Origin of the sequence: Maricaulis salignorans, from assembly GCF_900103475.1 — a bacterium.
GTDB classification, from domain to species: Bacteria; Pseudomonadota; Alphaproteobacteria; order Caulobacterales; family Maricaulaceae; genus Maricaulis; species Maricaulis salignorans.
Map to the genome: position 1 here is coordinate 62,500 of NZ_FNHG01000011.1, position 24,549 is coordinate 87,048.

28 protein-coding genes are annotated in these 24,549 nt (G+C 63.2%); 8 read left to right on the plus strand and 20 right to left on the minus strand.

Translation table 11 applies throughout. From position 1 onward, the window contains the following. Nucleotides 1–26: 26 nt before the first annotated feature. The 5 genes from BLT42_RS09760 to BLT42_RS09780 form a co-directional block, all read right to left on the minus strand. A complete protein-coding gene (locus tag BLT42_RS09760) occupies nucleotides 27–1,340 on the minus strand; it encodes an RsmB/NOP family class I SAM-dependent RNA methyltransferase (RefSeq protein ID WP_091770205.1) in 1,314 nt (437 codons plus the stop codon). After that, the gene (locus BLT42_RS09765; protein ID WP_091770207.1) at nucleotides 1,337–1,699 is read right to left on the minus strand and encodes a DUF3088 family protein; all 363 of its coding nucleotides are present in this window, start codon (nucleotides 1,697–1,699) and stop codon (nucleotides 1,337–1,339) included. The genes BLT42_RS09760 and BLT42_RS09765 overlap by 4 nt, the downstream gene beginning before the upstream one ends. After that, a complete protein-coding gene (locus BLT42_RS09770; protein ID WP_091770209.1) occupies nucleotides 1,696–2,112 on the minus strand; it encodes an MAPEG family protein in 417 nt (138 codons plus the stop codon). Before BLT42_RS09770 ends, BLT42_RS09765 begins: the two co-directional genes overlap by 4 nt. Before the next feature lie 115 nt (nucleotides 2,113–2,227). Next, a complete protein-coding gene (gene guaB / locus BLT42_RS09775) occupies nucleotides 2,228–3,697 on the minus strand; it encodes an IMP dehydrogenase (protein WP_091770211.1) in 1,470 nt (489 codons plus the stop codon). 428 nt (nucleotides 3,698–4,125) lie between these two features. Then, entirely contained in the window at nucleotides 4,126–4,509 is a 384-nt protein-coding gene (locus tag BLT42_RS09780) for a VOC family protein (protein WP_176780323.1), read from the minus strand. A gap of 112 nt (nucleotides 4,510–4,621) precedes the next feature. On the opposite strand from BLT42_RS09780, the gene soxR reads away from it, so the two are divergent. Then, complete coding sequence (gene soxR / locus BLT42_RS09785; RefSeq protein WP_091770215.1) at nucleotides 4,622–5,080, plus strand: redox-sensitive transcriptional activator SoxR; 459 nt, start codon at nucleotides 4,622–4,624, stop codon at nucleotides 5,078–5,080. 40 nt (nucleotides 5,081–5,120) lie between these two features. On the opposite strand, the gene BLT42_RS09790 is transcribed toward soxR, so the two are convergent. The 4 genes from BLT42_RS09790 to BLT42_RS09805 all read right to left on the minus strand — a co-directional run bounded on the left by BLT42_RS09790 (nucleotide 5,121) and on the right by BLT42_RS09805 (nucleotide 8,581). Further along, nucleotides 5,121–5,411 (minus strand): DUF6522 family protein, encoded by a 291-nt coding sequence (locus tag BLT42_RS09790; protein WP_091770217.1) that lies wholly within the window; start codon nucleotides 5,409–5,411, stop codon nucleotides 5,121–5,123. 20 nt (nucleotides 5,412–5,431) lie between these two features. Beyond that, the gene (locus BLT42_RS09795) at nucleotides 5,432–7,729 is read right to left on the minus strand and encodes an adenosylcobalamin-dependent ribonucleoside-diphosphate reductase (RefSeq protein ID WP_091770219.1); all 2,298 of its coding nucleotides are present in this window, start codon (nucleotides 7,727–7,729) and stop codon (nucleotides 5,432–5,434) included. Between the two features lie 175 nt (nucleotides 7,730–7,904). Next, nucleotides 7,905–8,135 (minus strand): hexameric tyrosine-coordinated heme protein, encoded by a 231-nt coding sequence (locus BLT42_RS09800; RefSeq protein ID WP_091770221.1) that lies wholly within the window; start codon nucleotides 8,133–8,135, stop codon nucleotides 7,905–7,907. 14 nt (nucleotides 8,136–8,149) lie between these two features. Then, a complete protein-coding gene (locus tag BLT42_RS09805; protein ID WP_091770223.1) occupies nucleotides 8,150–8,581 on the minus strand; it encodes an Rrf2 family transcriptional regulator in 432 nt (143 codons plus the stop codon). A 130-nt stretch (nucleotides 8,582–8,711) separates the two neighbouring features. Here BLT42_RS09805 and BLT42_RS09810 point away from each other — a divergent pair, with 130 nt between their 5' ends. From BLT42_RS09810 to BLT42_RS09820, 3 genes are all read left to right on the plus strand, one after another. Next, the gene (locus tag BLT42_RS09810) at nucleotides 8,712–9,143 is read left to right on the plus strand and encodes a group III truncated hemoglobin (protein WP_091770332.1); all 432 of its coding nucleotides are present in this window, start codon (nucleotides 8,712–8,714) and stop codon (nucleotides 9,141–9,143) included. Further along, nucleotides 9,140–9,619, plus strand: coding sequence for a hemerythrin domain-containing protein (locus tag BLT42_RS09815; protein WP_091770225.1), 480 nt, complete (start codon nucleotides 9,140–9,142; stop codon nucleotides 9,617–9,619). The genes BLT42_RS09810 and BLT42_RS09815 overlap by 4 nt, the downstream gene beginning before the upstream one ends. 77 nt (nucleotides 9,620–9,696) lie before the next feature. Further along, a complete protein-coding gene (locus BLT42_RS09820) occupies nucleotides 9,697–10,401 on the plus strand; it encodes a 5-formyltetrahydrofolate cyclo-ligase (RefSeq protein WP_091770227.1) in 705 nt (234 codons plus the stop codon). Here the strand turns inward: BLT42_RS09820 and BLT42_RS09825 are convergent. Next, nucleotides 10,398–11,930, minus strand: coding sequence for an acyl-CoA carboxylase subunit beta (locus tag BLT42_RS09825; protein ID WP_091770229.1), 1,533 nt, complete (start codon nucleotides 11,928–11,930; stop codon nucleotides 10,398–10,400). The genes BLT42_RS09820 and BLT42_RS09825 overlap by 4 nt on opposite strands. A gap of 155 nt (nucleotides 11,931–12,085) precedes the next feature. Here BLT42_RS09825 and BLT42_RS09830 point away from each other — a divergent pair, with 155 nt between their 5' ends. Together BLT42_RS09830 and BLT42_RS09835 are read left to right on the plus strand one after the other, a co-directional pair. Continuing rightward, complete coding sequence (locus BLT42_RS09830; protein ID WP_091770231.1) at nucleotides 12,086–13,177, plus strand: GNAT family N-acetyltransferase; 1,092 nt, start codon at nucleotides 12,086–12,088, stop codon at nucleotides 13,175–13,177. Between the two features lie 39 nt (nucleotides 13,178–13,216). Then, complete coding sequence (locus BLT42_RS09835; RefSeq protein WP_091770233.1) at nucleotides 13,217–14,002, plus strand: hypothetical protein; 786 nt, start codon at nucleotides 13,217–13,219, stop codon at nucleotides 14,000–14,002. Between the two features lie 31 nt (nucleotides 14,003–14,033). On the opposite strand, the gene BLT42_RS09840 is transcribed toward BLT42_RS09835, so the two are convergent. From BLT42_RS09840 to crcB, 7 genes are all read right to left on the minus strand, one after another. After that, on the minus strand, nucleotides 14,034–14,549 hold the full coding sequence (locus BLT42_RS09840; protein ID WP_091770235.1) for a GrpB family protein: 516 nt from the start codon (nucleotides 14,547–14,549) through the stop codon (nucleotides 14,034–14,036). 33 nt (nucleotides 14,550–14,582) lie between these two features. Continuing rightward, complete coding sequence (locus BLT42_RS09845; protein WP_176780324.1) at nucleotides 14,583–15,260, minus strand: 2OG-Fe(II) oxygenase; 678 nt, start codon at nucleotides 15,258–15,260, stop codon at nucleotides 14,583–14,585. A gap of 62 nt (nucleotides 15,261–15,322) precedes the next feature. Then, nucleotides 15,323–16,075, minus strand: coding sequence for an ATP12 family chaperone protein (locus tag BLT42_RS09850; RefSeq protein ID WP_091770238.1), 753 nt, complete (start codon nucleotides 16,073–16,075; stop codon nucleotides 15,323–15,325). A gap of 22 nt (nucleotides 16,076–16,097) precedes the next feature. Continuing rightward, complete coding sequence (locus BLT42_RS09855; RefSeq protein WP_091770240.1) at nucleotides 16,098–17,315, minus strand: hypothetical protein; 1,218 nt, start codon at nucleotides 17,313–17,315, stop codon at nucleotides 16,098–16,100. Between the two features lie 117 nt (nucleotides 17,316–17,432). Next, entirely contained in the window at nucleotides 17,433–18,110 is a 678-nt protein-coding gene (locus BLT42_RS09860) for an HAD-IA family hydrolase (protein ID WP_091770243.1), read from the minus strand. Next, entirely contained in the window at nucleotides 18,110–19,102 is a 993-nt protein-coding gene (locus BLT42_RS09865) for an RluA family pseudouridine synthase (RefSeq protein WP_091770245.1), read from the minus strand. Before BLT42_RS09865 ends, BLT42_RS09860 begins: the two co-directional genes overlap by 1 nt. Continuing rightward, nucleotides 19,099–19,482, minus strand: a complete 384-nt coding sequence (gene crcB / locus BLT42_RS09870) for a fluoride efflux transporter CrcB (RefSeq protein WP_091770247.1) — start codon at nucleotides 19,480–19,482, stop codon at nucleotides 19,099–19,101. Before crcB ends, BLT42_RS09865 begins: the two co-directional genes overlap by 4 nt. A gap of 584 nt (nucleotides 19,483–20,066) precedes the next feature. On the opposite strand from crcB, the gene BLT42_RS09875 reads away from it, so the two are divergent. After that, entirely contained in the window at nucleotides 20,067–20,792 is a 726-nt protein-coding gene (locus BLT42_RS09875) for a DUF6624 domain-containing protein (RefSeq protein ID WP_091770249.1), read from the plus strand. Between the two features lie 39 nt (nucleotides 20,793–20,831). Here BLT42_RS09875 and BLT42_RS09880 read toward each other — a convergent pair whose 3' ends face one another. Continuing rightward, complete coding sequence (locus tag BLT42_RS09880) at nucleotides 20,832–22,148, minus strand: replication-associated recombination protein A (RefSeq protein ID WP_091770251.1); 1,317 nt, start codon at nucleotides 22,146–22,148, stop codon at nucleotides 20,832–20,834. Between the two features lie 48 nt (nucleotides 22,149–22,196). Between BLT42_RS09880 and BLT42_RS09885 the strand changes: the two genes are divergently transcribed. After that, the gene (locus BLT42_RS09885; protein ID WP_091770253.1) at nucleotides 22,197–22,613 is read left to right on the plus strand and encodes a VOC family protein; all 417 of its coding nucleotides are present in this window, start codon (nucleotides 22,197–22,199) and stop codon (nucleotides 22,611–22,613) included. On the opposite strand, the gene BLT42_RS09890 is transcribed toward BLT42_RS09885, so the two are convergent. Both BLT42_RS09890 and rplQ read right to left on the minus strand, forming a co-directional pair. After that, nucleotides 22,610–24,019, minus strand: coding sequence for a Do family serine endopeptidase (locus BLT42_RS09890; RefSeq protein ID WP_233342423.1), 1,410 nt, complete (start codon nucleotides 24,017–24,019; stop codon nucleotides 22,610–22,612). The two genes, BLT42_RS09885 and BLT42_RS09890, sit on opposite strands and share 4 nt — an antisense overlap. Nucleotides 24,020–24,097: 78 nt before the next feature. After that, the gene (gene rplQ / locus BLT42_RS09895; protein ID WP_091770255.1) at nucleotides 24,098–24,520 is read right to left on the minus strand and encodes a 50S ribosomal protein L17; all 423 of its coding nucleotides are present in this window, start codon (nucleotides 24,518–24,520) and stop codon (nucleotides 24,098–24,100) included. Between the last annotated feature and the right edge of the window lie 29 nt (nucleotides 24,521–24,549).

A 24,549-nucleotide genomic window follows, 5' to 3' on the forward strand; every position in this document is an offset into this window, starting at 1 on the left:
TGCACCGGAGGCGGAAGGCGAGCCCCCTAGCCCACGCGTTCCAGCACGCAGATGTAGAACCCGTCCGTATCGGTGCGCGCCGGCGAGAGTTGCAGGGCCCCGTGCAGGCCTTCACATTTTGCGAGGATTTCCTCGGCGCCCTTGGCAAGGCCGCCCGAGGCGCGCATCGCCTTGATAGCCGGAACAGGCTTGAAGTTCTCGGCCTTGGCGAGGAAGGCGGTGATGCGGTCCTCGTTTTCTTCCGGCAGGACGGAACAGGTGACATAGACCAGGCGGCCGCCCTGTTTGACGTAGGCTTGAGCGCGTTCAAGCACGGTGTCCTGTTCGCCCATACGGGTTTCCAGGGCGCGTTCGCGCAGACGCCATTTGGCGTCGGGGCGGCGGCGCCAGGTGCCGGTACCGGTGCAGGGCGCGTCGCAGAAGACGACATCCATCTTGGATTTGAGCTCACCGAGGCATTTGTCTTCCTCGGCATCATGAACCTGGACATTATGGGCCCCGGCGCGCTTGAGGCGCGGCCAGATGGCGCGCAGGCGGCGCCAGTCGATATCCCAGGCATGGATCTGACCGGTATTGTTGAGCAGGGCCGACAGCGCCAGCGTCTTGCCGCCGGCACCGGCACAATAATCGAGGATCTGCATGCCTTCGCGGGCGCCCGAGGCGAGCGCCGCCACCTGCGAGCCGATATCCTGGACCTCGACCCAGCCCTTGCCATAGGCCGGAATGCTTTCAGCGGCGGCCGATTTGCCGCGCGGATCGCGCTGCGGGATGCGGATCGCCATCGCAGCGAGTTCTGAAGGCTCGGCGGTCTTCAGCTTCGAGCTGACTTCCTTGAACGCCTTGTCAAACCCGACCTGGACTTCATTGACGCGCAGATCGACCGGCGCGCGCGAGCAAAGCTCGTGCGCCTCTTCCTCAGCCTTCTCGCCGAAGGCGCGCTGAAAGCTGGGCTCAAGCCATTCGGGGAAATCGCCGCGGATATAGAGCGGTGCATCGGAGATATCGCGCTCCAGACCGCTGCGCTCGGCATTGGTCAGGGTTTCGGGCGCATGCGGATCGCCCTCCATCATGGCGTCGATTTCCTCGACCGAAACACCCCAGACGCGGGCGACGGTGCCAAAAGCGAGCGCGCGGGCGCTCTCATCCTGCATCGCATGGCCAACCGAGGACTGGTGACGCAGGGCGTCAAGCACCAGACCGGTGATCCAGGCGCGGTCGCCGGAGCCGGCATAACGATTGGCCTTGCCCCAGTCGCGCACGGCGTCCTTGACCGGTGTGTGCTGGCGCAATTGATTGTCGAGGATTTCAATCGCCGCGGCGATCTTGGCTGCATCTCTCATTTTGGCTGTGCTCCGCCATAGGTGGTGGCGAGCTGTTGGCAGATCGCGATCGGGTCGGTCAGGAAACGGCGATCATTCGCGGTCTCCACCAGGATATGGGCTTTGGTCTCGCCGGCCAGGATCAGGGTCGGCGCATTCTGGTGCGCCTCCCCCAGAAGGGCGATAATCTCTGGCCGTGGCCGGGGGTATTCGATGCGGACAATGCTGATGGCGTCTGTCCAGTGTGGATTGCCGAGCAAGGCGCCCTCGAGCAGACAGCAATCGGCACACAGGCGCGGCCCGTCAACGCCGTCCCAGGCGCCGGTGAGCAGGAAGAGGATATCCTTGCCGGTTTCGATGGCGGGCTGGTCCTGCATCATCGCGTCATCAGCTCCACGGCGAGCACGACCCAATAGGCCAGCAATACCAGAAGACTGGTGGCGAAGGCCATGAAGCGCGAGCGCAAATGATTGCTGGTGACATGGATCAGGGCGTGCAGCAGGCGCAGGCCAACATAGGCCCAGGCGATCACGACGAGCAGGACACTGGTCGAGCTGGCGATCAGGGCGAAGGCGATGCCGGCATAGAAGAGCACCGGGGAGGCAAGCTGGTTCTCATAGGCGTTGGAGACCTGCTGCACCCGCACCGGCCAGGCTTGCTGCCCCAGCGCGATATCGCCCGGCTTGACCTTGCCCGAAGCGATGGCACCATAGCGCATCGCGCCCATGGTGAAAACCAGCGCAAAGGTCAGGGCGACCTGGACGAAGACCGGGTAGAGGAGCGCGTAATTCATCACTTGGATCCTTGTTCAAACGGGGTGGCGAGCCAAGGCTCGCCGCCCCTCCCGGTCAATCGACAAACATGCAGACAGGCCATACGCGCCCATCGCTTGCCAGAGGTCAAACGCCCTAGCTCTGCGTCGGATAATTCGGCGCTTCGCGGGTGATCTTGACGTCGTGGACATGGCTTTCTCGCAGGCCGGCATTGGTGATGCGGACAAATTGCGCCCGCTCGTGCAAGTCGCTGATCGTCTTGGAGCCCGTATAGCCCATGGCCGCACGCAGGCCGCCAACCATCTGGTGCAGGATCGGTGCGACGGGGCCCTTATAGGGCACCTGGCCTTCAATCCCCTCGGGCACCAGCTTCATACGCTCGGTATCCTTCTGGAAATATCGGTCGGCGGAACCCGCCGCCATCGCCCCGAGCGAGCCCATGCCGCGATAGGATTTATACGAGCGGCCCTGATAGAGGAAAACCTCGCCGGGCGCTTCTTCAGTACCGGCCAGCAGGGAGCCGACCATGATGGCGTCAGCTCCGGCGGCAATCGCCTTGGCCATGTCACCGGAATATTTGATGCCGCCATCAGCGATGATGCAGGCGTCCGAGCCTTGTGCGGCACGGCGTGCATCCATGATCGCGGTCAATTGCGGCACGCCGACACCGGCAACGATCCGCGTGGTGCAGATCGAGCCCGGTCCGATCCCGACCTTGACGCAATCAGCGCCCGCCTCGATCAGCGCCTTGGCACCGTCATAGGTGGCGACATTGCCGGCGACAATGCGCGACAGGTTCGACGCCTTTCGAATGCGCTGGACTTGCTCAAGCACCGAAGAGCTCTGACCATGCGCGGTATCGATCACGACGACATCAACGCCGGCATCGATCAGCGCCATGGCGCGCTCATAGCCACTATCGCCGACCGTGGTCGCGGCGGCGCAGCGCAGCGAGCCTTCGCGATCCTTGGCGGCGGTGGGATGGGCCTGGGCCTTCTCCATATCCTTGACGGTGATCAGACCGATGCAGCGATTGTCGGCATCGACGACCAGCACGCGTTCAATCCGGTGGCGGTGCAACTTGGCGCGGGCCTCGTCCTGGCTCGCACCTTCATTGACGGTGACGACGTCGCGCGTCATCAGATTGCCAACCTTTTCATTGGGATCATCGGCAAAGCGCACATCGCGATTGGTGATAATGCCGACCAGCTTGCCCGGCTTGCCCGGTGCGGCGCCTTCAACGACGGGAATGCCGGAAATGCGGCGTTCGGCCATCAGGGCGCGAAGCTCGGCCAGGGTCGCGTCCGGGGCGATTGTCACCGGATTGACCACCATGCCGCTCTCGAAACGCTTGACGCGGCGAACTTCCTCGGCCTGCTCGGCAATGGTCAGGTTGCGATGGATCACCGCCAGCCCGCCGGCCTGTGCCATGGCAATCGCCATATGCGCTTCAGACACCGTATCCATGGCCGCAGCCATGATCGGAATATTGAGACCACAATCGCGCGCCACGCGTGTGGAAACGATGGCGTCGGCGGGAAGAACGTCGGACGGGCCGGGCTGCAAGAGCACGTCATCGAAGGTCAAACCTTCACGAATCTCCATCAGAGACTCCTTTTCGCTGCTTGCGGCGCGGCTATAACAGGTGTGACGCGAAGGTCAATTGTGCAGTGCGGGAGCGAGGAAGCCGGACTGTCATGATTTCACATGTCTGCCATCCTGCCATTCTGCCATCGACACGCGGGCAGCCTCGTGTGGGCTGGACATAGCGGCCGCTCGGAGGCGTCCTGGCCCTGCCATCGAATGACAGAGTCTGCCACGCGCGGACGTATGTCGGCTGTGATTTTTTGCTCGGGAGAACGATGTCAAAGAGCGAGGGGGCCCGATTATGGCGCGGCGGTAGTGGCGGCGGATCAGGAGTGCCACCTCCCCCACCCCGCGACAGCCCCCGGCGTCCCGCCAGTGCGTCTCCCGGGGGCGGGTAAGCAAAGACCGGCGCGAGGCCGCTGCCCCGCGCCCGGTATCGCTGCCCCTCACGAATAACTCACCACCTCAAACTCGATCCCGTTTTCGTCGAAAAAATAGAATCGCCGGCCCGGCTCGTAATCGCCGTGGGAAGCTGGTTCATAGCCGGCCTTGATGACGCGCGCCTCGACCGCGTCGAGGTCCTCGACGACGACGCCGATATGATTGAGATGGCCCGGCGCGGCGATGTTGCGGGCCCCGGCGGTCTCCAGACTGGCCGGTGAATAGAGCGCGATATAGGCGGTGTCCGTGCCGACATGGGCGGTCTGGCCACCCAGAGCCGAGGGGCCGGCCCAGCGGATGTGCCAGTCGAAAAGGCGGCACATCAGATCTGCGGTGTCTTGCGGCTTGGCAACGGTGACGTTCACGTGTTCGAGCAATCCTGTTTTCATGATTTTTCCGGTCTTGCTGAGGCCCGCTACGGGCTGCGATTTGCCAAGCCTAATTGCTCAACTTAAGTTCAGGTCAAGCGACAAATTGCAGCGGTAAGGACGGAGACTTTCTATGCGGGCAAATGACTCGATATCCATCGGTCAACTGGCTGAACGGACAGGTGTTTCCGTCTCGGCGGTGCGGTTTTACGAAGCCCGCGGCCTGGTCAGTGCCAGCCGCAATGCCGGTGGCCAGAGGCGCTTCCTGCGCTCTGATGTGCGCCGCATCGCCTTCGTGCTGATCGCCCAGAAGCTCGGCTTCACCATCGCGGAAATTGGCGATCAGCTCGCCAGCCTGCCCCAGGGCCGCACCCCGACCCAGGCCGACTGGTCGCAGATCAGCGCCCGATTCGGCCAGGTGCTTGATGAGCGTATTGCCGGGCTCACTCTGATGCGCGACCGGCTGGATGGCTGTATCGGCTGCGGCTGCCTGTCACTGAAGGTCTGCGCCCTCTACAATCCCGGCGATCGCATCGCCGCGCGCGGCCCCGGCCCGCGCTATCTGCTCGGCGACCGGCGGCGCAAGGCCTAGCCCCGGCCCGCTATTATTGTGGAGACGACGAGCGCCCGGATCAGGCCGATGGCGCGCTGGCCGCAGCCGCGCGCCGCCTGTGGCCGGTCACTTCCATCGCCTTGGAGAGAATCCGTCCGCTCCCGTCGACGATCAGCCGCAGGGCGCGGCTCTGATAGTGAAAGCTGAGCTGGAAACGGCCCTCGTCTTCGCCGACACCGGTGGCGCAGCGGCTGGTGATCTCGCCAGCGCGCATCCTGGCCTGCACGGCCTGCTGGTCGAGGGCGAAGGCGGCGGCGATGAGGTCGGCATCGACGGTGAATTCGCCGGCCTTGAGGGTCACTTGGGTCATGGCTCGTGCTCCTGTCGCGCTCAGCTACATTTCGAATAGCCGCAGCTGGTGCAGGTGTTACAGCCCTCCATCCTCACGATACTGGGCTGATGGCATTTGGGGCAGAGCTGGTCCCTGGCCGGCGAATTGACGGCCTCGACCTCGACCGCGCCGGCCGCAGCACGCGCCGACTCCGGCACGAAGGCCACCGGTGATGCGCCGCCGCCCAGCGTATTGAGATGGCGTTCGATGACGCCGCCAATAACGGCCAGAAGGCTGGGCTCATAGCGGCCATTGACGAAGGCACCGCCCTGCGGATCGAACACGGCGCCCAATTCCTCGGCGACGAAGCGGACATCGCCGCCGCGCCGGAAGACCGCCGAGATCATCCGCGTCAGGGCCAGGGTCCAGGCGTAATGATCCATATTCTTGGAGTTGATGAAAATCTCGAACGGCTTGCGCGCCTGGACGATTTCGCCATCCGAGTCGACGGCCTCCTCCACAATATCATTGAGGGTGACATAGATGGCGTGCTCACTGTGCGGCCAGCGCACCTTGTAGGTCTGGCCCGGCAATTCCTCGGGCCGGTTGATAAAGCCGGCCGGCTTGGCCGTATCAGTTTTCCTCACCGCGGCCGGGGCCTCGGCTTTGGACAGGACCGAACCGGTCACCTCATTGGGGCGATAGGTCGTGCAACCCTTGCAGCCCAGATCATAGGCGAGCCGGTAGACATCCTTGAAGGCCTCGAAATCGATATCGCGCGGCAGGTTGATCGTCTTGGAGATGGAGCTGTCGACCCATTTTTGCGCCGCCGCCTGCATCACGACATGCTCGCGCGGCGTCAGCCCGTCGGCCTCAACGAAATAATCCGGCAGCGCGGTGTCCTCACCGAACACGCTACGGAAGGTCAGATAGGCGAAATCCTGGATTTCCTCTTCGACGTGCGAGCCATCGGTCTGCAGGACCTTGCGGTTGAAGACATAACCAAACACCGGCTCGACGCCGCCGCTGGTATTATTGGCGTAGAGCGAGATGGTTCCGGTCGGGGCGATCGAGGTGAGATGACTGTTGCGGATCCCATGTTCGGCGATCAAGGCCTGCACATCGGCATCGAGCGACTGCACCATCGGCGCCTTGAGATAATGCTCGGCCTCATAGAGCGGGAATGGCCCCTTCTCCTTCGCCAGCAGGGCACTGGTGCGATAGGCCTCATTGGCGATGGCACCGAGCCAGGCATCGACCGCCTCGACCGCTTGCGGTGAGCCATAGCGGATGCCGCACATGATCAGCGCATCACCCAGCCCGGTGACACCGAGGCCGAGCCGGCGCTTGTTGAAGGCTTCCTCGCGCTGCTGCTCGAGCGGGAAATTGCTGGAATCGACAACATTATCCATCATCCGCACCGCCGTCGCGACGCAGGATTTCAGGGCCTCGACATCGATATGCGCGGCGTCTGTGAAGGCATCCGCGACGAAGCGGCTCAGATTGACCGAGCCGAGCAGACAGGCGCCATAGGGCGGCAAGGGTTGTTCGCCGCACGGATTGGTGGCGGCAATCGTTTCGAGCCAGGACAGGTTATTGGTCTTGTTGATCCGGTCGATGAAGATCACGCCCGGCTCGGCATAGTCATAGGTCGCGGCCATGATCGCATCCCACAGATCGCGGGCGCGGATGGTGTTGTAGACCTTGCCGTCAAAATGCAGCGGCCAGTCGGCGTCCTGATCAATGGCTTCGATCAGCGCATCGCTGACCAGGACGGAGAGATTGAAATTGCGCAGCCGCGCCTGGTCGCGCTTGGCTTCGACGAAGGCCAGCACATCGGGGTGATGATCGCGCATCACACCCATCATCGCGCCGCGGCGCGAGCCGGCGCTCATGATCGTGCGGCACATTGCATCCCACACATCCATGAAGCTCAAAGGTCCGCTGGCATCGGCATCGACACCGGCGACACGGCTACCCTTGGGGCGGATGGTCGAGAAATCATAACCGATCCCGCCCCCCTGCTGCATCGTCAGCGCGGCTTCCTTGAGCATGTCGAATATGCCGCCGAGGCTGTCGGGGATGGTGCCCATCACGAAACAATTGAACAGGGTCACATTGCGGCCGGTACCGGCGCCCGAAACGATGCGACCGGCCGGCAGGAAACGGAAATCCTCCAGTGCGCTGCGGAATTCGCGCTTCCAGTGCGCCGCCTTCTTGCCCTCACAGCGTGACAGCGCATGGGCGACCCGGTCCCACGTATCCTCGATGGTTTCGTCGACCACGCCGCTCTCACCGCTCTTGAAGCGGTATTTCATGTCCCAGATATCGGTCGAAATTTTCTGCAGCGCGATCATGGCGTTCTCGGTCAGGTGTTGGATTTCAAAAACTCACGCGCCGGAAGATCCGGGCGCCGGACAAGTATGGGATGCGAATCGTCAGCCCAGGAGTGAACGCGCGTGCCGGCGATTCCGCCAGCGCTCATCATGCCGCACCCCCTGTGCACGCCATCGCCCATGGCGCTCACCGGACTCACGGCCGAGCCCAATATCCATTGGCGGCAGAGATGGTGGCGAAATGGGTGGCGACGACGGCGCTTACGGCAATCAGGGAATCGGCATTCTCGGCATAGTCCGGCCGCAGACGGTCGCGGATCGCGGCATCGGTCTGGGTTTTCTTGATCGTCATCCGGGCCAGTTTGACCGCCAGGTCGTAGCCTTCGCTCGGGGTTTCGGTCTGCAGGGTGGGAAGCCAGTTATCCATCGGAACTCTCCTGTTCAGGGGGCGGAAATGGGTGCGGCGGCCAGCGGCGGCAAGGCCACATCGGCGAGCGTGGAGCGGTCCAGCTCGGCCAGAAACGCCGCCTCTGCGCTGCCCAGGCGGGCCTTGAGACGGCATTGCGGGCTGATCGAACAGGAACCGCCATCGGCGGCGAAGCAATTGACCAGCGCCTGGTCGCTTTCCAGCACGCGGACAATATCACCCAGGCTGATCTGCCCCGCGGGCCGTCCGAGCCGGGCACCTCCGCCGCCGCCGCGCCGGGTGAGGACGATTCCGGCCTGCGCCAGGGTCGCCATGATCTTCGTCAGATGATGGCGCGACAGCTCGAACTCATCGGCCAGCTCGGCGGTGGAAAACGCGCGCTCCGGCTCGGACGCCATGCGCATCAGGGCCCGCAGGCCAAAATCGGTGAAGGATGTCAGGCGCATTGGGATTCGACTCACAATTGGTATTTACAATACCTATTAGCAAGGTCTATGCGTGATGCAAGTCCTCGATACGGAATTGACCACCATGCCCGCCGCCTCCGCCTCGCCCGTTTCCAGCGCCCGCCCGCAGATGACGGCCGATCTGATGGCCCGGACGGGCCTCGATGAGGGCCTGCTCGAACGTCTGGTTCACGGTTTCTATGACCGCGTGCGCGTGGATGAGCTGCTGGGCCCGGTCTTTGCCGAGCGCATCACCGACTGGGGCCCGCATCTCGAGCGGATGGTGGAATTCTGGTCATCGGTCGCGCTGATGACCGGCCGCTATCATGGTGCCCCCATGCCCAAGCATCTGCCCCTGCCCATCCATGCCGAGCATTTTGTGCGCTGGCTTGAGCTTTTCCGCCTCACCGCCCGCGAGGTCTGCCCGCCGGCCGGCGCCGACTGGGTGATCGAGCGGGCCGAACGCATCGCCACATCCATCCACATGAATATCGAGACGGCGCGGGACCGCGAAGGCCGAGCCGCCCCGCCAACCCCGTCTGAACCGGAGAGACTGTCATGACCGAAGACCTGCCCCCCGATGATCCCGCTGCCCTGACCAGTTTCATCGAGGCGCGCTACCACGCGCGCCATCGCGAGGAATTGCCCGATCTGACCGCCCTCGCCCTGAGGGTCGAGCGCGTCCATGCCGACGCCGCCAAAGTCCCGGCGGGGCTGGCAGCCGTGCTGCAGCTGATGATTGGCGAGCTCGAGGTTCACATGAAGAAGGAGGAGCTGATTCTCTTCCCCGCCATCCGTCGCGGTGGCGCCAGCGGCCTTGAAAACCCGATCGCGGTGATGCGTGCCGACCATAGGGACCATGAAGCCATGATCGGGCAGATCCGCGAGCTGACCGACAATCTCACCCTGCCGGACGGGGCCTGCCGCTCCTGGACGGCCTTGTATGAAGGCCTGGGCCGGTTTCTCGATGATTTCGACGCTCATCTTCAGCTTGAAAACGAGGTGTTGTTTCCGCAATTTGAACCGCAGGGCGTCTGAGCCGCAACCGCGTCTGGCCAGATCGGGCGCTGTCCCGGCCCGGGATCAGCGGCAATCGCCGGAAGAGGCCAGGATCGATGAGCGAACCGACGGAGAAATCACCGGGCTTTGCCTCGCCGCCCTGCCTGGCGCATGAGATCGACCCGGTCTATGCCGGCACAGCCGCGGTCGACCCGCAACAGGCGCTCGATGTGGCGCGCTGGCGCAAGGCCGAGCGCGCACGGCTTCTCGCGCAGCGCGCAGCCCTGGACGGCGACACGCGCAAGGCCGCCGCGATCGCGGTCACCCGCCATCTCGACGCATGGCTGGCGGACCGCTTCGATACGCTCGACGATCTGACGATCTCGGCCTGGTGGCCGATCAAGGCTGAACTCGATCTGCGCGACTGGCTGGCCACTCTGGCCCGGCGCGGCGCGCGGGCCGCCCTGCCCGTGGTCACCGTCCGCTCGGCCCCGCTGGTCTTTCGCGCATGGACGCCAGAGATGAAAATGAAGCGCGGCGTCTGGAATATTCCCGTGCCCGCGCACGGCCCCGACATCATCCCCGACATCGTCATGTCGCCCCTGGTCGGCTGGGATCGGGGCGGCTATCGGCTCGGCTATGGCGGCGGGTATTTCGATCGCACCCTGGCCGCCCTCACCCCACGCCCGCTGACGATCGGCATCGGCCTCGACGCCGCCCGGATCGCGACGATATTCCCGCAACCCCATGACATCGCCATGCAGGCCATCGTGACCGAGACCGGCATGGCGAGGCTGGAATGCGACGAAAAAGCCCCTTAGAGCGGTATATTATCGTGCTTTTTCCAGGGGTTTTCGAGCTTCTTGTTCTTCAGCGTTCTGAGCGCCGCGATCAGGCGTTTGCGGGTTGAGTGCGGGCTGATCACATCGTCGATATAGCCGCGGCCGGCCGCGATGAACGGGTTGGCGAAACGGTCTTCATATTCCTTCACATGGCCGGCCATTTTCTCGGCATCGTCGAGATCGGCGCGGTGGATGATTTCGGCGGCACCCTTGGCGCCCATCACGGCGATCTGGGCCGTCGGCCAGGCGTAGTTGACATCGCCGCGCAGATGTTTCGAACTCATCACATCATAGGCACCGCCATAGGCCTTGCGGGTGATGACGGTGAGTTTGGGCACGGTGGCTTCGGCATAGGCAAAGAGGAGTTTGGCGCCGTGTTTGATCAGGCCGCCATATTCCTGCTTGGTGCCGGGCAGGAAGCCGGGCACGTCGACAAAGGTGATGATCGGAATGCCGAAAGCATCGCAAAAGCGCACGAAACGGCCGGCCTTGCGGGAAGCATCGCTGTCGAGCACCCCGGCCAGGCTCATCGGCTGATTGGCGACAAATCCGACCGGCTGGCCGTTGAGGCGGCCAAAGGCGGTGACGATATTGGCGGCATAATCCGGCGCGATCTCGAAGAAATCGCCTTCATCGGCGACCTTGGAGATCAATTCCTTGATGTCATAGGGCTTGTTGGGATTGGCCGGGACGAGCGTATCCAGGCTGGGATCAATCCGGTCCGGGTCATCAAAGGACGGCCGTACGGGCGGTTTCTCGCGATTGGACAGCGGCAGGAAGTCGATCAGGCGGCGCAGCTGGACCAGGGCTTCAAGATCATTCTCGAAAGCGCCATCGGCGACACCGGATTTCTTGGCATGGATGGAGGCGCCGCCGAGCTCTTCATGGGTGACGGTCTCATTGGTCACGGTTTTGACCACATCGGGCCCGGTGACATACATGTAGGACGTGTCCTTCACCATGAAGATGAAGTCGGTAATGGCCGGCGAATAGACATCGCCGCCGGCGCAAGGCCCCATGATCATGGAGATTTGCGGCACAACGCCTGAGGCCAGCGTATTCTGCAGGAAGATGTCGGCATAGCCGGCCAGAGAGGCGACGCCCTCCTGGATACGCGCACCGCCAGCATCGAAAATCCCGATAATCGGCGCGCCATTCTGGATCGCGGCCTTCTGGATTTTGACGATTTTCTGGGCGTGGGTCTCGGACAGCGAGCCGCCGAACACGGTGAAGTCCTTGGAGAAGACGTAGACCATACGGCCATTGATCGTGCCATGGCCGGTGACGACGCCATCGCCTGGGATTTTTTTCTCGGCCATGCCGAAATCGACGCAGCGATGTTCGACGAACATGTCCCATTCCTCGAATGAGCCATCATCAAGCAGCATTTCGACGCGTTCCCGCGCGCTCAGCTTGCCCTTGGCATGCTGGTTCGCGACCCGTTTGGGACCGCCACCGGCGCGAGCGCCGGCCCGCTTTTCAATGAGTTGTTCGAGTACATCCTTCATGGACGTCAATCCTTCCGCACCAATCAATCCCGGTTCGATAGCAGAGGTCGCGCCGCAAGGGCAATCAATCGACCTGCTCCCCGATCCGGCTGAGCCGCGGCCGGCGCGGTGCGCTTCTTGCATTTTACCGGGGCAGAGCAAATGAAAAGGCGATCATGGCACACCGCGCCATCACCACAGAACTGGTCCCGATCTCCGGATTGACGACCGCGCATCGCGCCGCATGGCGTGGCATGCGTGCCGAAAACCCGACGCTGGCCTCGCCTTATTTCGCACTCGAGTTTGCCGACCTGATTGCCGACCGGCGACCTGATGCCCAGGCCCTCGTTCTGACACGCAAGGGCCGCACGGTCGGTTTCCTGCCGATGCAGTTGTCGAGTTTGGGTGTGGCCCGCCCGCTCGGTGGCCCGCTCGGCGATCATCATGCACTGATCACCGAGGATGACAGCCTCGACCTGGGAGCCGCGCTCCAGAACAGTCCCGTTTCGGTATACTGCTTTCATGGCGCACTGGTCAGCCAGCCCACATTCACCGACGAAGCGTCGCAAATTGAACCATCCTGGACGGTCGATCTGAGCCAGGGTTGTGATCAATGGCTCGAAGGCAGACGCCTCGCCGATGCCAAGGCAATGCGCAATATCCGCGCCCGCCAGCGCAAGCTCGCCGAATCCGGCCTTGAGGTCACCTATCGCTTCGACGACCGTCGCCCGGAAGCCCTCGCCGCCAGCTTCGCCAACAAGCGCGAGCAATACCGGCGCACCAATGCCTTTGACGTTTTCATCGCCAAATGGGCCCGCGACCTGATCAATGATCTGTTCGAGCACCAGACACCGCAATTGAGCGGCTGCCTGTCGACGCTCGAAATCAATGGCCAGCTGGCGGCGGCGCATTTCGGCATGCGCTCGGAAAGCGTGCTGCACTACTGGTTCCCGGTCTACTGGCCTGAATACTCCAGGTTCGGACCCGGCTTGCAGCTCTTCATCGAAATGGCGCGTGAGATGACAACCACCGGTATCGACAGCATCCATCTGGGTCCGGGCGATATGGACTTCAAACGCAAGCTGGCCAATGCCTCTTTCGACATCGCCGGTGGACGGATCGAGCGACCCTCAATGGCCGCCAGCCTGATCGCCGCCGGAGCGAGCATGGATGCCTTTGCCCGCAAACTGCCGATCGGGCGCGTGAGCCACTGGCCCGGCAAGGCCTTGCGCCGCCTCGACACGCTCGCCGCCGCCTACGGCATCTGATGCGCCGCGCGGCGCAATGCGAAACAACGGAGACGCGAGATGGAAATCCTCTCTCCTGACGGAGAAATCGGCTCCCCCCTTCAGGCCATCGGTCTGCTGCTGGTCACGCTCGCGGGCGGCCTCATCCTGCTCCGTGGCCTGGCCGCACAGGCACGCGATACCGGCCTTGGCGGGCTGGTCACGAGCCTGTGGCGCTATGACAGCGCCGTGGCTCTCGCCCTGGTCGCGCTGGCCCTTCTCAATCTGGTCAATCAGTTCACGCCACTCACCGGCGTCTTTCGCCCCGAAGTCGGCGATGGCGGACTGATCGAAAACCTGACCATCACCGTGATGATTTTCCCTGCCGTCATCTTCCTGGCTCACCTGCTGAGCGGCAAACCGAGGCGCGGCCATTTCGGGCCATCCATGATGACCGCGCTCAGCCTGGCGCTGCTGGCGGGTTTTGGCGAGGAAATCAGCTGGGGCCAGCACTGGTTCGGGCTCGCTGTCCCCGACGCCATCGCGCAGGCCAATCTGCAGTCGGAAATCAATCTGCACAATTACATCCCGCCCGGCATGATGGAGGCGATATATTTCGCGACGGGTCTGGTCTTGCTGTTGATCGCCGCCAATTTGCGGCAGATCCTGAAATCGACCGAACAGGTGCGTGGCCTGCTCGCCCTGAGGGCGCTGCTGGTGCTCAGCGCCGTGCTGCTCTGCCACCACGTCTTCCAGGAGCTCGGCGAGCTGGCAGTTATCATCGCCGGTTTCCTGATCTGGAAACGGCTCGATGACGGACGATTAAGCCTGAAACCGCGCTGGCTAAAGACGCTGACAGCCTACTGAGGCTACAGCAGTCCCGAATGCGTTCAGCGTCTCAGCCTTGGGACCACGCCAGAGCCTGTCGCTCGAGATCAGCGACAAACGGGCTTTTGGCGGCCTGGTAATCCTCGCGTCTGACACCAATCCCGTCGACCAGTTTGGCCTTGAACTCACTGTAGCGTTTCGCCTGTTCGGGAAAGGCCAATAGAAAATCCCGGAATACGAGGTGGCGCGAGAAATCCGCCGAGTTCCTGGCGTAAATATGCAGATGGTGCGTGCGTTGCCCACGGTCGTCATGCTTGCGAAAATACCTCCGCCCCGCCAGGCCGAACTCCCCTTTGGCCTCATAGCCGAGGCGGCCGATCGCATCGACACACTCATCGACGGCATCCAGGCATGTCACAGCGCCGAGCATATCGATAACCGGTTTGGCCAAGATGCCCGGAATCGAAGTGCTTCCGATGTGGTGCAGGTCGACGGCGTTCGCTCCGAGGGCTGCCCGGATGCCGGCGGCCTCGTGCCGATATTGCCTGGCCCAGGACGGGTTATGCGCAACCAGAATCGGTGTCATTCAGTGTTTCCTCCGGGCCAGGCTGGCGCGGGCCTACTGAAACGGATTCAGTTTTTTGAGGAAATACTGCAGCCCGCCGCGATTTTCCTTGCGGTCGAGCTCTTCCTGCGAGGTCAGGAAAGTCGTCTGCACGACATAGCGCTCGCCTTCAAAGGGCAGGTGTCCGTGCCAGGAATTATCGGCGCGCAGGAAAGCGAAGACATAACCGGCCAGAGGCGGCACTTCCTCGGTGAAGTCGTCAAAATCCTTCGGCCCGTTGAGCACGCGGATACAGCCCGCCCCGGTCCCGTCCCACTCGGCATTGAGATAGGTCAGCATGGTCAGGATTTTTGACTTCGAATCATTGTGGATCGGACCGTCGGAGAGCTGTGAGACCTTGCGAACCGTGATCATGCGCGGCTTGTCGGTGAAGTCGACGCCGAACTTGTCGGTCAACAGCTGTGCCAGTTCCGCCGAATTGAGGTCCTGCATCAATTGATCGAATGTGCCGTGCGCTTCCAGTTTGGAGAGCGGCAGATAGCCCGGCTTGTTGATCTGCGGATAATCACGGCGGATCTCGCCGACCTCGGCCTCGCTGAGCGTGCCCGGTGCAACGAAATAATTATAGGGCTCGGTACGCAGTTCGGCCGCGCGCAGGGCGTCAAAATCGAGGATGCCGCCGGGACCGGTCTTGCCGCCCTTGCCGCGCTTTGTCGTGTTTATCTCAGCCATGGTGCAATCTTTCGCTTCCGCCCTGGCAACACATTAGCGTGCCGCCCGCCGCCTTCAACCTGTCACGACGCGTCCAATGCACGCAGCAACCGTTCAGCGGCAATCAGCTCGGTTTTCAATAGATCGAGCCTTTCGGTTGCTTCCTCGTCCTGGCCCCAATGGGCGGCCTGGTAGGCTTCGTCGATAATGGACAGGGCAAACACGTCCTCGCCGCCACGCTCGCCGGTCAGCAAAGCAAAGCCGAGCACGGCGGAGCTGCAGACCGCCGTCGCATGGGCCAGCGCCGTCAGACGCCAGATATCAAGCGCGGCGGCGCGCGCATGAATGGCCTGCAGGGCTGCGGGATCCTGGTCGATCGGCAGGACCCCCGTGCCTGAACGAAGCTCGACACCAAGCTCGTTTCTGGCCCAGTCCAGCATTGGGTCCCAGGCCGCCGCCTGCGCCGCGACGAGATCGGAGGGATCCGGGGCGCGGAAACAGAGCTGGTCGGTCGAGGCATAGCGCGTCACTTCCGCGACCGTAGCGCCATGGGCCTCACCCATCAGATCGATCGCGACGAAACACAGACGGTTGGCCGGCATGGCTGGGGCATTGATGCGCTCGCCCTGCGCCTCCCACTCCGACGCCAGCAATTCAGCACACGCCTTCGTCGGAACCTGCAACAGGTTCTTGGCCGGGGTCTTGACCGAACGGCCATCGAGCAGGACCTGCCAGCCCGCATCGCCCGGCGCGACGCTGACCGCCGTGTAAAAGCGCTTGGGCCGGTTATCTTCCGGCGTGGGCATGCGCACGCCCGGCTTGGTTTCGTAGGTCACGTCTCTACCCGATGCTCTTTGGTTACGGCCGGAACACGTAGAAATGCCGTTCAACCGCTTCTCGCCGGGCTATATAGCGTCCTGCGTCCTGCGGATCATTTTCGATCAGCAGTACGAAGTGCCGGCACGACCGGGCGCGGGCCTCATTCGAGGTGGGGCGCACCAGGGTTTCAAAGGCGGCAATCCCGAGCTGCGATGCCGGCTGCTCGGGTATTTCGGTGAAGCCGCGATTGCGCGCCATCTCCACCCCGTCAGCCAGTGGACGCAGCGAGAGCGATGCATCCCGGTCCAGCGTGATGGCATATAGAAAGGTCGGGAAGGCGCGATCGCCTTCATGCCGCACCGGCAAACATGCGGCCTGCCCGATACGGTCCATTTGCGTGCCCGGCACAGGCAGGGCCGCCAGGCGCGCCCACACCGCGGCAATTTCCTGATCCAGTTCGGTCAGGCGCGTTGCGGTTTCGGCATCGACCTGCCTGCCCGCCGCGATCTGGTCCCGCAGCGCCTGATCGACCTCGACCATTTCGGCCAGCTGGGTGCGCAGGCTTTCCAGCTCATCGCGGTCAACATGATGTGGATGCGGCAGGAAGCGGGTCTTCAATTCCGGCACCGTCAGCACGGCAGTGGCCGCGCCCAGCGCCGCGACCAGAATGGCGAGGCATACAAACCATATCCACCGGCGCTTGCGGCGTTCCGGCAGGGGTTTGGGAAAGATCTCGTCACTCAGCGACTTGATGACGTCGGAGGCCAGCCGATGGAATTTCGTCTGTACTCGCCAGCGGGTGAATTCCGGCTCGCCGCCCTTGTCGACGGCTTTCTCGCAGCGCGCCAGAACGATATGGCGATGCAGCGGAGCCTCGCGATAACCGGGCACACAATCGGGGGCCATTTTCTCAAGGGTTTCAGGCACCAGATTGGAGGTCTTGAAAAACACCACGCGTTCGAGCGCATAGGCACGCTCCTGCTTGTGGGCATGGCGTTTGAGAATAAGGGGCAGACTGAGGCGCCTCAGGCGCTCCTCCGAGACCCCCTTGTTCTCTGGGAGTTTGCGGCGGCGGCGGACCTCGGCATCAACTGCATGGCTACGCCAGTAATCGAGATCCCCCAGCCAGGACAGGGTCAGGAAATCCCGGTGTGCGGAAATGTCGACGCAACGATGGACCTTGATCGACGAGGTCTGGTCCTGGACCGCCTGGTCGAGCTGAACCTTCAATTCCTTGAAGCGGCATTGCAGTGTCAATAGCCCGCCCCCGAGTCACCGATTCCCTTCAGGGTTGATACACGAATAACGGGCTGCTCGATAGGATTCGCGCGTACAGCGATCCAGCGCCGGCCATCAGCCGCCAGGCCTCAGCCGTCACGCCCTTGCGGCAAAGCTGTCGAGGGCCGCGTTCAACGTATCGAAATCATGATGCAATTCGTGGGCGCCGCCCTCGTTGATCTCGTCAGCGGTATGAAAGCCCCAGGAAACGCCCAGCGTATGCACGCCGGCATTGCGGCCCATCGCCATGTCAAAACCGGTATCGCCGATCATGACGGCCTGGCCGGCTTCGGTGCCGGTCTCCTTCATGGCGTCGAGCACCATGCGCGGATGCGGCTTGCCGGGACCGTGATCGACGGTCTGGAAGGTGTCGAAATAACGGTGCAACCCGTGATGCTCGAACACGGCGTCGAGCCCGCGCCGCGGCTTGCCGGTGGCCACACCGAGCAGCCAGCCCTCATCGCGCAGCTTCTCCAGCGTCTCGCGGGCACCATCATAGAGTGGTTCGGAAAAATCAGGCTCGCCGCGCATTTCCACGAAGGCCTGTTTGTAGAAAGTCGCCAGCTCGGGCACGCGCTCTGCCGGGTAATCGACCGGTGCCAGACGCATGACGGCCTCGGTCAGTTCCAGCCCGACAATGGTACGGGTGCGCTCATAGGCGATCTCGCCCAGCCCGGCACGCTTGAAGGCGCGCTCCATGGCTTGCTGGATCACGACGCGGCTGTCGACGAGCGTGCCGTCAATATCCCAGATGGCGAGTTTCAGATCCGGCATCAGGCCAGCTGTGCCTCGATCTCGGTCTCGTCAATCTCGCGTGGATTGAAGCCGAGCGTATTGAACACCTTGGCCAGCGGTTTGGGCAGGTCGGCCTCAATGATGAGCGGATTGCCATTATCGCGCGGGATTTCCAGCCGGCGCGCGTGCAGGCAGAGCCGCTGGCCGAGATCTTCCGGTGCCGGACGGTCGCAGGTGTATTTGCGGTCGCCGAGAATGGCGGTACCCATCGCGGCGAGATGGACGCGCAATTGGTGCGTCCGGCCGGTGACGGGCCGCAGCGCGACCCAGCTGGCCTTCTGGCCTGCATCGGCAATAACGGTATAGCGCGTCAGGGCGTGGTGCGAGCCGGGATCGCCATGGCTGGCGCCGACCATCAATTCACGGTCGGGATCGCCGCCGGCGCCGGCCGCCTTCTTGAGGAAACCCTTGATCTCGCCCATGCGTGGTTTGGGAACGCCAATCGCGATCGCCCAATAGGTCTTCTTGGTGCGATGCTGCTGGAAGGCCTTGGCGAGACGGGCCGCAGCCTTGGGCGTGCGGCCGACGACGAGGACGCCGGACGTGTCCTTGTCGAGCCGGTGCACCAGGCGCGGGCGCGTCATGCCCTCGCCGAAGGCGTCGAGCAGGCGGTCGAGATGCTTGGTGGTTTTCGAACCGCCCTGCACGGCCAGTCCCGAAGGCTTGTTGAAGGCGATCAGCTCGTCATCCTCATAGATGACCAGGCCACGCACATAATGAATCTCTTCCGGGGTCAGGACATCGATCTTCTCGACCTCGCCTGGCTCGGGCAGGGGCGGGATGCGGATTTCCATCCCCATCTCGACGCGCAGATCGGTCTTGGCGCGGCGGCCATCGACGCGGATATCGCCCTTGCGGCAGAGCTTCTGGATCAGGCCCTGGCCGATATGCGGAAAACGGCGCTTGAACCAGCGATCCAGCCGTGCGCCGTCCTCGCCCTGGTCGACCGTCAGTAATTGAACGCCACTCATGGATAAACTTTCCGCATGATCATCATGCCAATCATCAGCGCTGCCAGCGCCAGAATTACCGAGCCTGCCGCATAGGCGAAGGCATTGAGCCAGGCCTTGCGTTCGATCATCAGTGCGATATCGAGCGAATAGGCCGAGAATGTTGTGAAGCCGCCCAGAAAGCCGACCGCACCGAATGTCCGCAGCATGTGGTGATCACCGCGATCACTCGCCACCAGCCAGCCGATCAACAGCCCCATCATCAAGCCACCGGCGATATTGACCGCCAATGTGCCCCAGGGCTGATCCGGCCCGAGCCATTTCAGCGCTGCACGCCCGACCAGATGCCGGGAGATCGCACCCAGCGCCCCGCCGGTTCCGATGAGAAGAAGGCTTTGCATCGCGGCTCGATAGGCTGTGCAGGCGGGATTGGCAAGGCCGCACAGCCTGAGACATGGGTCGAGACCGGGCTTTGCCGCCGGCCCGACAGGCCTGGCCGCGATCCGCCCTCCCCGCAATGGGCGGCCAGTCCCGACCAGAGTTGGCCCCCTAAAAATTCATACTAAACTTTTCTTAACTTGCATTTATGCATAGCCGTCTTGGCGTAACAGAGGTTGTGAAACATGCCTAACCACCTATTTACAAAGGCGTGAACCGGGAGGGCCCGGCGCACCAAGAACAAATGGAGTTATTATCATGAACCGCTTCACCAGCACTCTCAACGCTGTCATCAACGTCCTCTTCCTCGCTGGCGCGTTCGGCGCCATGGCTGTCGCACTCGGCGGCACCATCGCCTAGAACACCCACGTCGGCGGGACCGCATTTCGCGGTCCCGGCACAGGTGACTACGCAGACAAAAAGCGGGACCAGGCTCCTACCTGATCCCGCTTTTGTTTTGTCTGGTCGCAGGACAATGCCGTCGCAGGCTTGGCAGCGCGCGTTTACGATCTAGACTGATGACCTTCGCTTTCAAGGTCCCAGCGCCATGTTTCTCGTCACCGCCATCGCCGCCACGCTAGTCCTGCAGACGACCGAGCCGCCAGCCGAGCCAGGCGATGTCGCGGCGGACGCCAATGACGTCACCGCCACACCGGCGCCTCCACCGACCGACGCCGCCACACTGATCGCCCGCTTCGACGCGCAATACGACGCCTGGAGCGATCTCATCGCCGAGCTGGCAGCGCGCAAGGCGCGCGAGCGTTATCTGGCCGAATTGCTGTTACCAGTGATTACCCGCTCCGATCTCGATGAAGGCGCCAGCAGCGAGATCCTGCGCGAAACCCGCGATACGATCGCCGAGGTCGAGGCGGCCAACACGCAATGGGCCCTCGCCCAGCTGGATCCGGAACACTTCGCCGCTTTCGAGCTGGAACATCCGCGCCTCGCCGCCGATCTCCTGCGCTGGGCCGAGCGCGACGAGGCGGGCCGCCGCCGCATTGTCGCTGCGCTCGAACCAGTCGCCCGGGCCGGCCGCTATGATGCCCGGGATTTTGCACCAATGGCCGATGCCCTGGCCGTGAGCCAGAATGGCCGCCAAGTTTACGGCACGCTTTCCGCCTGTGTCGACGGTCTGCGCGAACCGGTACGCGTGCGCAGACCGGCCGAACTGGATGCGCGCCGCGCGGCCCTGGGTCTGTCCCCGATGGACGAAGCCTGGGCTGCGCTGATCGCCGACGAGGGTGAGTCGTGTGAGGCAGCGCCTGCGCCATGATGATGCGCCACAAGGCAAGCTGACGCGGCGACAAGACGGTTACGGCCCGGCCGGGCTCTTGCCGCGCCGCAGGGCTCGCCAGCGGGCCAGCCGTTCGCCAATCGCCGCCTCACGGCCCGCATCCTTGGGCTCATAGAAAACCGGCCGGTCGCGCATGTCCTCAGGAAAATAGTCCTGACCGGACACACCGCCCTCGACATCATGATCGTATTGATAGCCGGCACCATAGCCCTGATCCTTCATCATCGAAGTCGGGGCATTGAGGATATGGGCGGGCGGCATCAGCGAGCCGGTCTCGCGGGCTGACTTCTGGGCCCGTTTCCAGGCGGTATAGACGGCGTTCGACTTGGGCGAACAGGCCAGATGCACCACAGCCTGGGCGAGGGCGAGATCGCCCTCGGGAGAACCGAGGAATTGATAGGTGTCCTTGGCCGCCAGGGCAGCGTGAATGGCCGCGCTGTCGGCCAGGCCGATATCCTCGATCGCCATGCGCACAATGCGCCTCGCCAGATAGAGCGGATCCTCACCGCCCTCGATCATCCGCGCCAGCCAGTAGAGCGCCGCATCCGGATCGGAACCGCGTACGGATTTGTGCAGGGCGGAGATCAGGTTGAAATGCTCGTCGCGTGACTTGTCATAGACCGGCGCGCGCTTGTTGAGCAGACGGCCCAGCTCGATCCGGCCGATCGGGGTCTCGCGCTGGAAGGTAAAAACCTCCTCGACAAGATTGAGCAGGTAGCGCCCGTCGCCATCGGCCATGGCCGCGAGCGCATGGCGGGCATCATCATCGAGCGGCAGCTTGCGCTCCATCTCGTCCTCGGCGCGCGCGATCAGATCATCGAGCGCCGCATCATCGAGGCGTTTGAGGACCAGAACCTGACAGCGCGACAGCAAGGCCGCATTGAGCTCGAAGGACGGGTTTTCCGTGGTCGCCCCGACGAGAGTGACAACCCCCTCCTCCACCACAGGCAGGAAACCATCCTGCTGGGCGCGATTGAAGCGATGGATCTCGTCGACGAACAGGAGCGTTCCGCGCCCGGCCGCGCGGCGCGCCCTTGCGCGCTCGAACACTTTCTTGAGATCGGCAACACCGGAGAAGACCGCCGAAAGCGGCTCGAATTCCAGACCGCTATCCTCGGCCAGCAGACGGGCAATGGTCGTCTTGCCGACGCCGGGCGGTCCCCACAGGACCAGCGAGGCCAGCCGTCCCTGGGCGCGCATGCGGGCAATCGGCCCGTCACCCTTGAGCAGATGATCCTGACCGACGACCTCGTCGAGCACGCGCGGCCGCAAACGGTCCGCCAGCGGGCGCGGCGCTTCGGTCTCAAGACCGGCAGCTTCAAACAGACTCGACATTGCGCTAGGCTAGAGCCACGCAACCGCGTTGCAAGAGGAAGACACGGTATGAGCACGCCCCGGACTGTCATCGCGCCTTATCTGAGCGTCAGGCGCGGCGCTGAGGCGATCGAGTTCTACACGTCAGCCTTCGGGGCCGAGGCTCTTGAGCGCTATGAGCATGAGGGCAAGATCGGGCATGCGACACTGCGGATCAATGGTGGCATCCTCAATCTCGCCGATGAGTATCCAGAGCACGAGGACCAGATCGGCACGGTCGCGCCCGATACACTGGGCGGCCGGACGAGCGTCACCATCATGCTCTATGTCGACAATGCGGATGCCTGGTTTGACCGGGCGATCACTGCAGGAGCCGCTGTGCTACGCCCCTGCAGTGATGAGTTCTACGGTCGGCACGGCAAGCTGCGCGACCCGTTTGGCCATGTCTGGAGCCTGGTAACGCTCAAACAAGCCCAACAGGACTAGTAGAGCCGCAGGGTCGGTTGATAGCGCTGCCCGCGGCGATCGAGCACGATCGGCCACTCCCGCTCACCATCGAAGCGGCTGGCAATACTGGCGGCATCGTCCAGGGTCTCGATCGGCTGCCCCATCAGCGAAATCAGGCGATCGCCAGGGCGGAAGCCATAGCGCGCGGCCACCGAGCGGCGCTGCACATTCATCACCACAACACCATCCAGGAAGGGATCGAGCCCGACGGTTTCGTTGAAGGCCGGCGACAGCTGGACCAGCCGGACACCGGACAAGGGATTGCGCCCCTCGACCGGCAGGAGTTCCGGCGTCGTCGCTCCAGGTGCGGGCAAGACGGGGACGTCAAGTTCCAGCTCATCCTCACCGCGCAGGACGGTGAAACGGGCCGCCTCACCAGCGCCGCGAATGGCCAGCCGGAAACGAGCCCCGGCATCATTGCTGATTTCATGGCCGTCGACAGCCAGGACGATATCGCCCTGGCGCAGCCCGCCATCATCGGCGGCGGCCCGCGGATAGATTTCACTGACCAGCGCGCCGCGCGGCCGGACCATGCCAAAGCTCGAGGCGATATCGCCGGTCACCGGCTGCAGGCGTGCGCCCAGCCAGGGCCGGATCAACTCGCCCTCGCTCAGGGCCGTATCAACCACACGCCGGACCATCTCAACCGGGATTGCAAACCCGATCCCGTTCGAGCCGCCCGAGCGCGAGAAGATCATCGAATTCACGCCGATCAACTGCCCGCGCATATCCACCAGCGCGCCGCCGGAATTGCCCGGATTGATCGCCGCATCAGTCTGGATGAAGGAGGCAAAATCGGTCTGGCCGACATCGGTCCGCGCCAGGGCCGAGACGATACCGCTGGTCACCGTCTGGCCAACGCCAAACGGATTGCCGATCGCCAGCACCAGATCCCCGACTTCCGGATCATCGGTCATGTTGAAGGGCAGCATGGGCAGAGGTTCGTCGGTCTCGATCTTGAGGACAGCCAGATCGGTCGCCTCATCGGTGAGCAGCACCTCCGCTTCAAACTCGCGGCGGTCTGCGAGCACAACACGCAGTTCCGTGGCATCGGCGACGACATGGTAATTTGTCACGATGACGCCGGACTGGTCGACAATCACACCGGAACCGAGCGAGTTTTGCTCGCGCGGCTGCGACCGGAACATGCGCGAGAAGACCGGATCATTGGCAAACCGGTTCTGATTATTCACGACACGGCGGGAGAATACATTCACCACGGCGGGCGCCACTTCGCGCACGATGGGCGCAAAGGAGAGCTGCATCTCGACGCGGCTCTCGGGAACGATCCGGTCCTGCGCGGCGGCGAGGTCGATATCCTGGGCTGCTGCGGGCGCTGCAAACAGGATGGATGCGAGAAGCAGATGTTTGATCATGATGCTCATATAACCCTGATTTCCGGCATGAAAAAGGCGGCTAGCCTGAGCTAACCGCCTTGATCTGATATTTTGATGACGACAATCTTACTCGTCAGTCATGTCATTCGCGGCTTCGGCGCGGGCCCGGTCGACGGCGCCCTTTGCCGCGGCGTCGCGATCGACAAGCTCGATAACAGCCATCGGCGCATTATCGCCATGACGGTAACCGGCTTTGAGCACGCGGGTGTAACCACCATTGCGCTCGGTGTAGCGGCCGCCGAGTGTGTCGAACAGCTTCTTGACCTGTTCCTCGTTGCGAACCTTGGACATCGCCTGACGGCGGCCATGGATATCGCCACGCTTCGCCAGCGAGATAAGCTTGTCCATGAACGGAGCCAGCTCCTTCGCCTTGGGAAGGGTCGTGATGATTTGCTCGTGCTCGATCAGCGATGCAGCCATATTGGCGAACAAGGCTTTGCGATGCGAGTGCGTGCGGTTGAGCTTGCGGTGTGCGATGCCGTGACGCATGGCTTGATCTCCTCAGGTCCAGTCGGGAG

What these genes read in the sequence shown, in the direction of transcription:
- BLT42_RS09835 (WP_091770233.1), top strand. Translation starts at nt 13,217, where the DNA reads ATGGAAATCCTCTCTCCTGACGGAGAAATCGGCTCCCCCCTTCAGGCC.
- BLT42_RS09885 (WP_091770253.1), top strand. Translation starts at nt 22,197, where the DNA reads ATGAGCACGCCCCGGACTGTCATCGCGCCTTATCTGAGCGTCAGGCGC.
- BLT42_RS09795 (WP_091770219.1), bottom strand. Translation starts at nt 7,729, where the DNA reads ATGATCGCGCTGCAGAAAATTTCGACCGATATCTGGGACATGAAATAC.
- BLT42_RS09770 (WP_091770209.1), bottom strand. Translation starts at nt 2,112, where the DNA reads ATGAATTACGCGCTCCTCTACCCGGTCTTCGTCCAGGTCGCCCTGACC.
- BLT42_RS09875 (WP_091770249.1), top strand. Translation starts at nt 20,067, where the DNA reads ATGTTTCTCGTCACCGCCATCGCCGCCACGCTAGTCCTGCAGACGACC.
- BLT42_RS09880 (WP_091770251.1), bottom strand. Translation starts at nt 22,148, where the DNA reads ATGTCGAGTCTGTTTGAAGCTGCCGGTCTTGAGACCGAAGCGCCGCGC.
- BLT42_RS09845 (WP_176780324.1), bottom strand. Translation starts at nt 15,260, where the DNA reads ATGGCTGAGATAAACACGACAAAGCGCGGCAAGGGCGGCAAGACCGGT.
- crcB (WP_091770247.1), bottom strand. Translation starts at nt 19,482, where the DNA reads ATGCAAAGCCTTCTTCTCATCGGAACCGGCGGGGCGCTGGGTGCGATC.
- soxR (WP_091770215.1), top strand. Translation starts at nt 4,622, where the DNA reads ATGCGGGCAAATGACTCGATATCCATCGGTCAACTGGCTGAACGGACA.
- BLT42_RS09815 (WP_091770225.1), top strand. Translation starts at nt 9,140, where the DNA reads ATGACCGAAGACCTGCCCCCCGATGATCCCGCTGCCCTGACCAGTTTC.
- BLT42_RS09765 (WP_091770207.1), bottom strand. Translation starts at nt 1,699, where the DNA reads ATGATGCAGGACCAGCCCGCCATCGAAACCGGCAAGGATATCCTCTTC.
- BLT42_RS09790 (WP_091770217.1), bottom strand. Translation starts at nt 5,411, where the DNA reads ATGACCCAAGTGACCCTCAAGGCCGGCGAATTCACCGTCGATGCCGAC.
- guaB (WP_091770211.1), bottom strand. Translation starts at nt 3,697, where the DNA reads ATGGAGATTCGTGAAGGTTTGACCTTCGATGACGTGCTCTTGCAGCCC.
- BLT42_RS09890 (WP_233342423.1), bottom strand. Translation starts at nt 24,019, where the DNA reads ATGAGCATCATGATCAAACATCTGCTTCTCGCATCCATCCTGTTTGCA.
- BLT42_RS09800 (WP_091770221.1), bottom strand. Translation starts at nt 8,135, where the DNA reads ATGGATAACTGGCTTCCCACCCTGCAGACCGAAACCCCGAGCGAAGGC.
- BLT42_RS09760 (WP_091770205.1), bottom strand. Translation starts at nt 1,340, where the DNA reads ATGAGAGATGCAGCCAAGATCGCCGCGGCGATTGAAATCCTCGACAAT.
- BLT42_RS09780 (WP_176780323.1), bottom strand. Translation starts at nt 4,509, where the DNA reads ATGAAAACAGGATTGCTCGAACACGTGAACGTCACCGTTGCCAAGCCG.
- BLT42_RS09830 (WP_091770231.1), top strand. Translation starts at nt 12,086, where the DNA reads ATGGCACACCGCGCCATCACCACAGAACTGGTCCCGATCTCCGGATTG.
- BLT42_RS09820 (WP_091770227.1), top strand. Translation starts at nt 9,697, where the DNA reads ATGAGCGAACCGACGGAGAAATCACCGGGCTTTGCCTCGCCGCCCTGC.
- BLT42_RS09860 (WP_091770243.1), bottom strand. Translation starts at nt 18,110, where the DNA reads ATGCCGGATCTGAAACTCGCCATCTGGGATATTGACGGCACGCTCGTC.
- rplQ (WP_091770255.1), bottom strand. Translation starts at nt 24,520, where the DNA reads ATGCGTCACGGCATCGCACACCGCAAGCTCAACCGCACGCACTCGCAT.
- BLT42_RS09840 (WP_091770235.1), bottom strand. Translation starts at nt 14,549, where the DNA reads ATGACACCGATTCTGGTTGCGCATAACCCGTCCTGGGCCAGGCAATAT.
- BLT42_RS09865 (WP_091770245.1), bottom strand. Translation starts at nt 19,102, where the DNA reads ATGAGTGGCGTTCAATTACTGACGGTCGACCAGGGCGAGGACGGCGCA.
- BLT42_RS09825 (WP_091770229.1), bottom strand. Translation starts at nt 11,930, where the DNA reads ATGAAGGATGTACTCGAACAACTCATTGAAAAGCGGGCCGGCGCTCGC.
- BLT42_RS09810 (WP_091770332.1), top strand. Translation starts at nt 8,712, where the DNA reads ATGACGGCCGATCTGATGGCCCGGACGGGCCTCGATGAGGGCCTGCTC.
- BLT42_RS09805 (WP_091770223.1), bottom strand. Translation starts at nt 8,581, where the DNA reads ATGCGCCTGACATCCTTCACCGATTTTGGCCTGCGGGCCCTGATGCGC.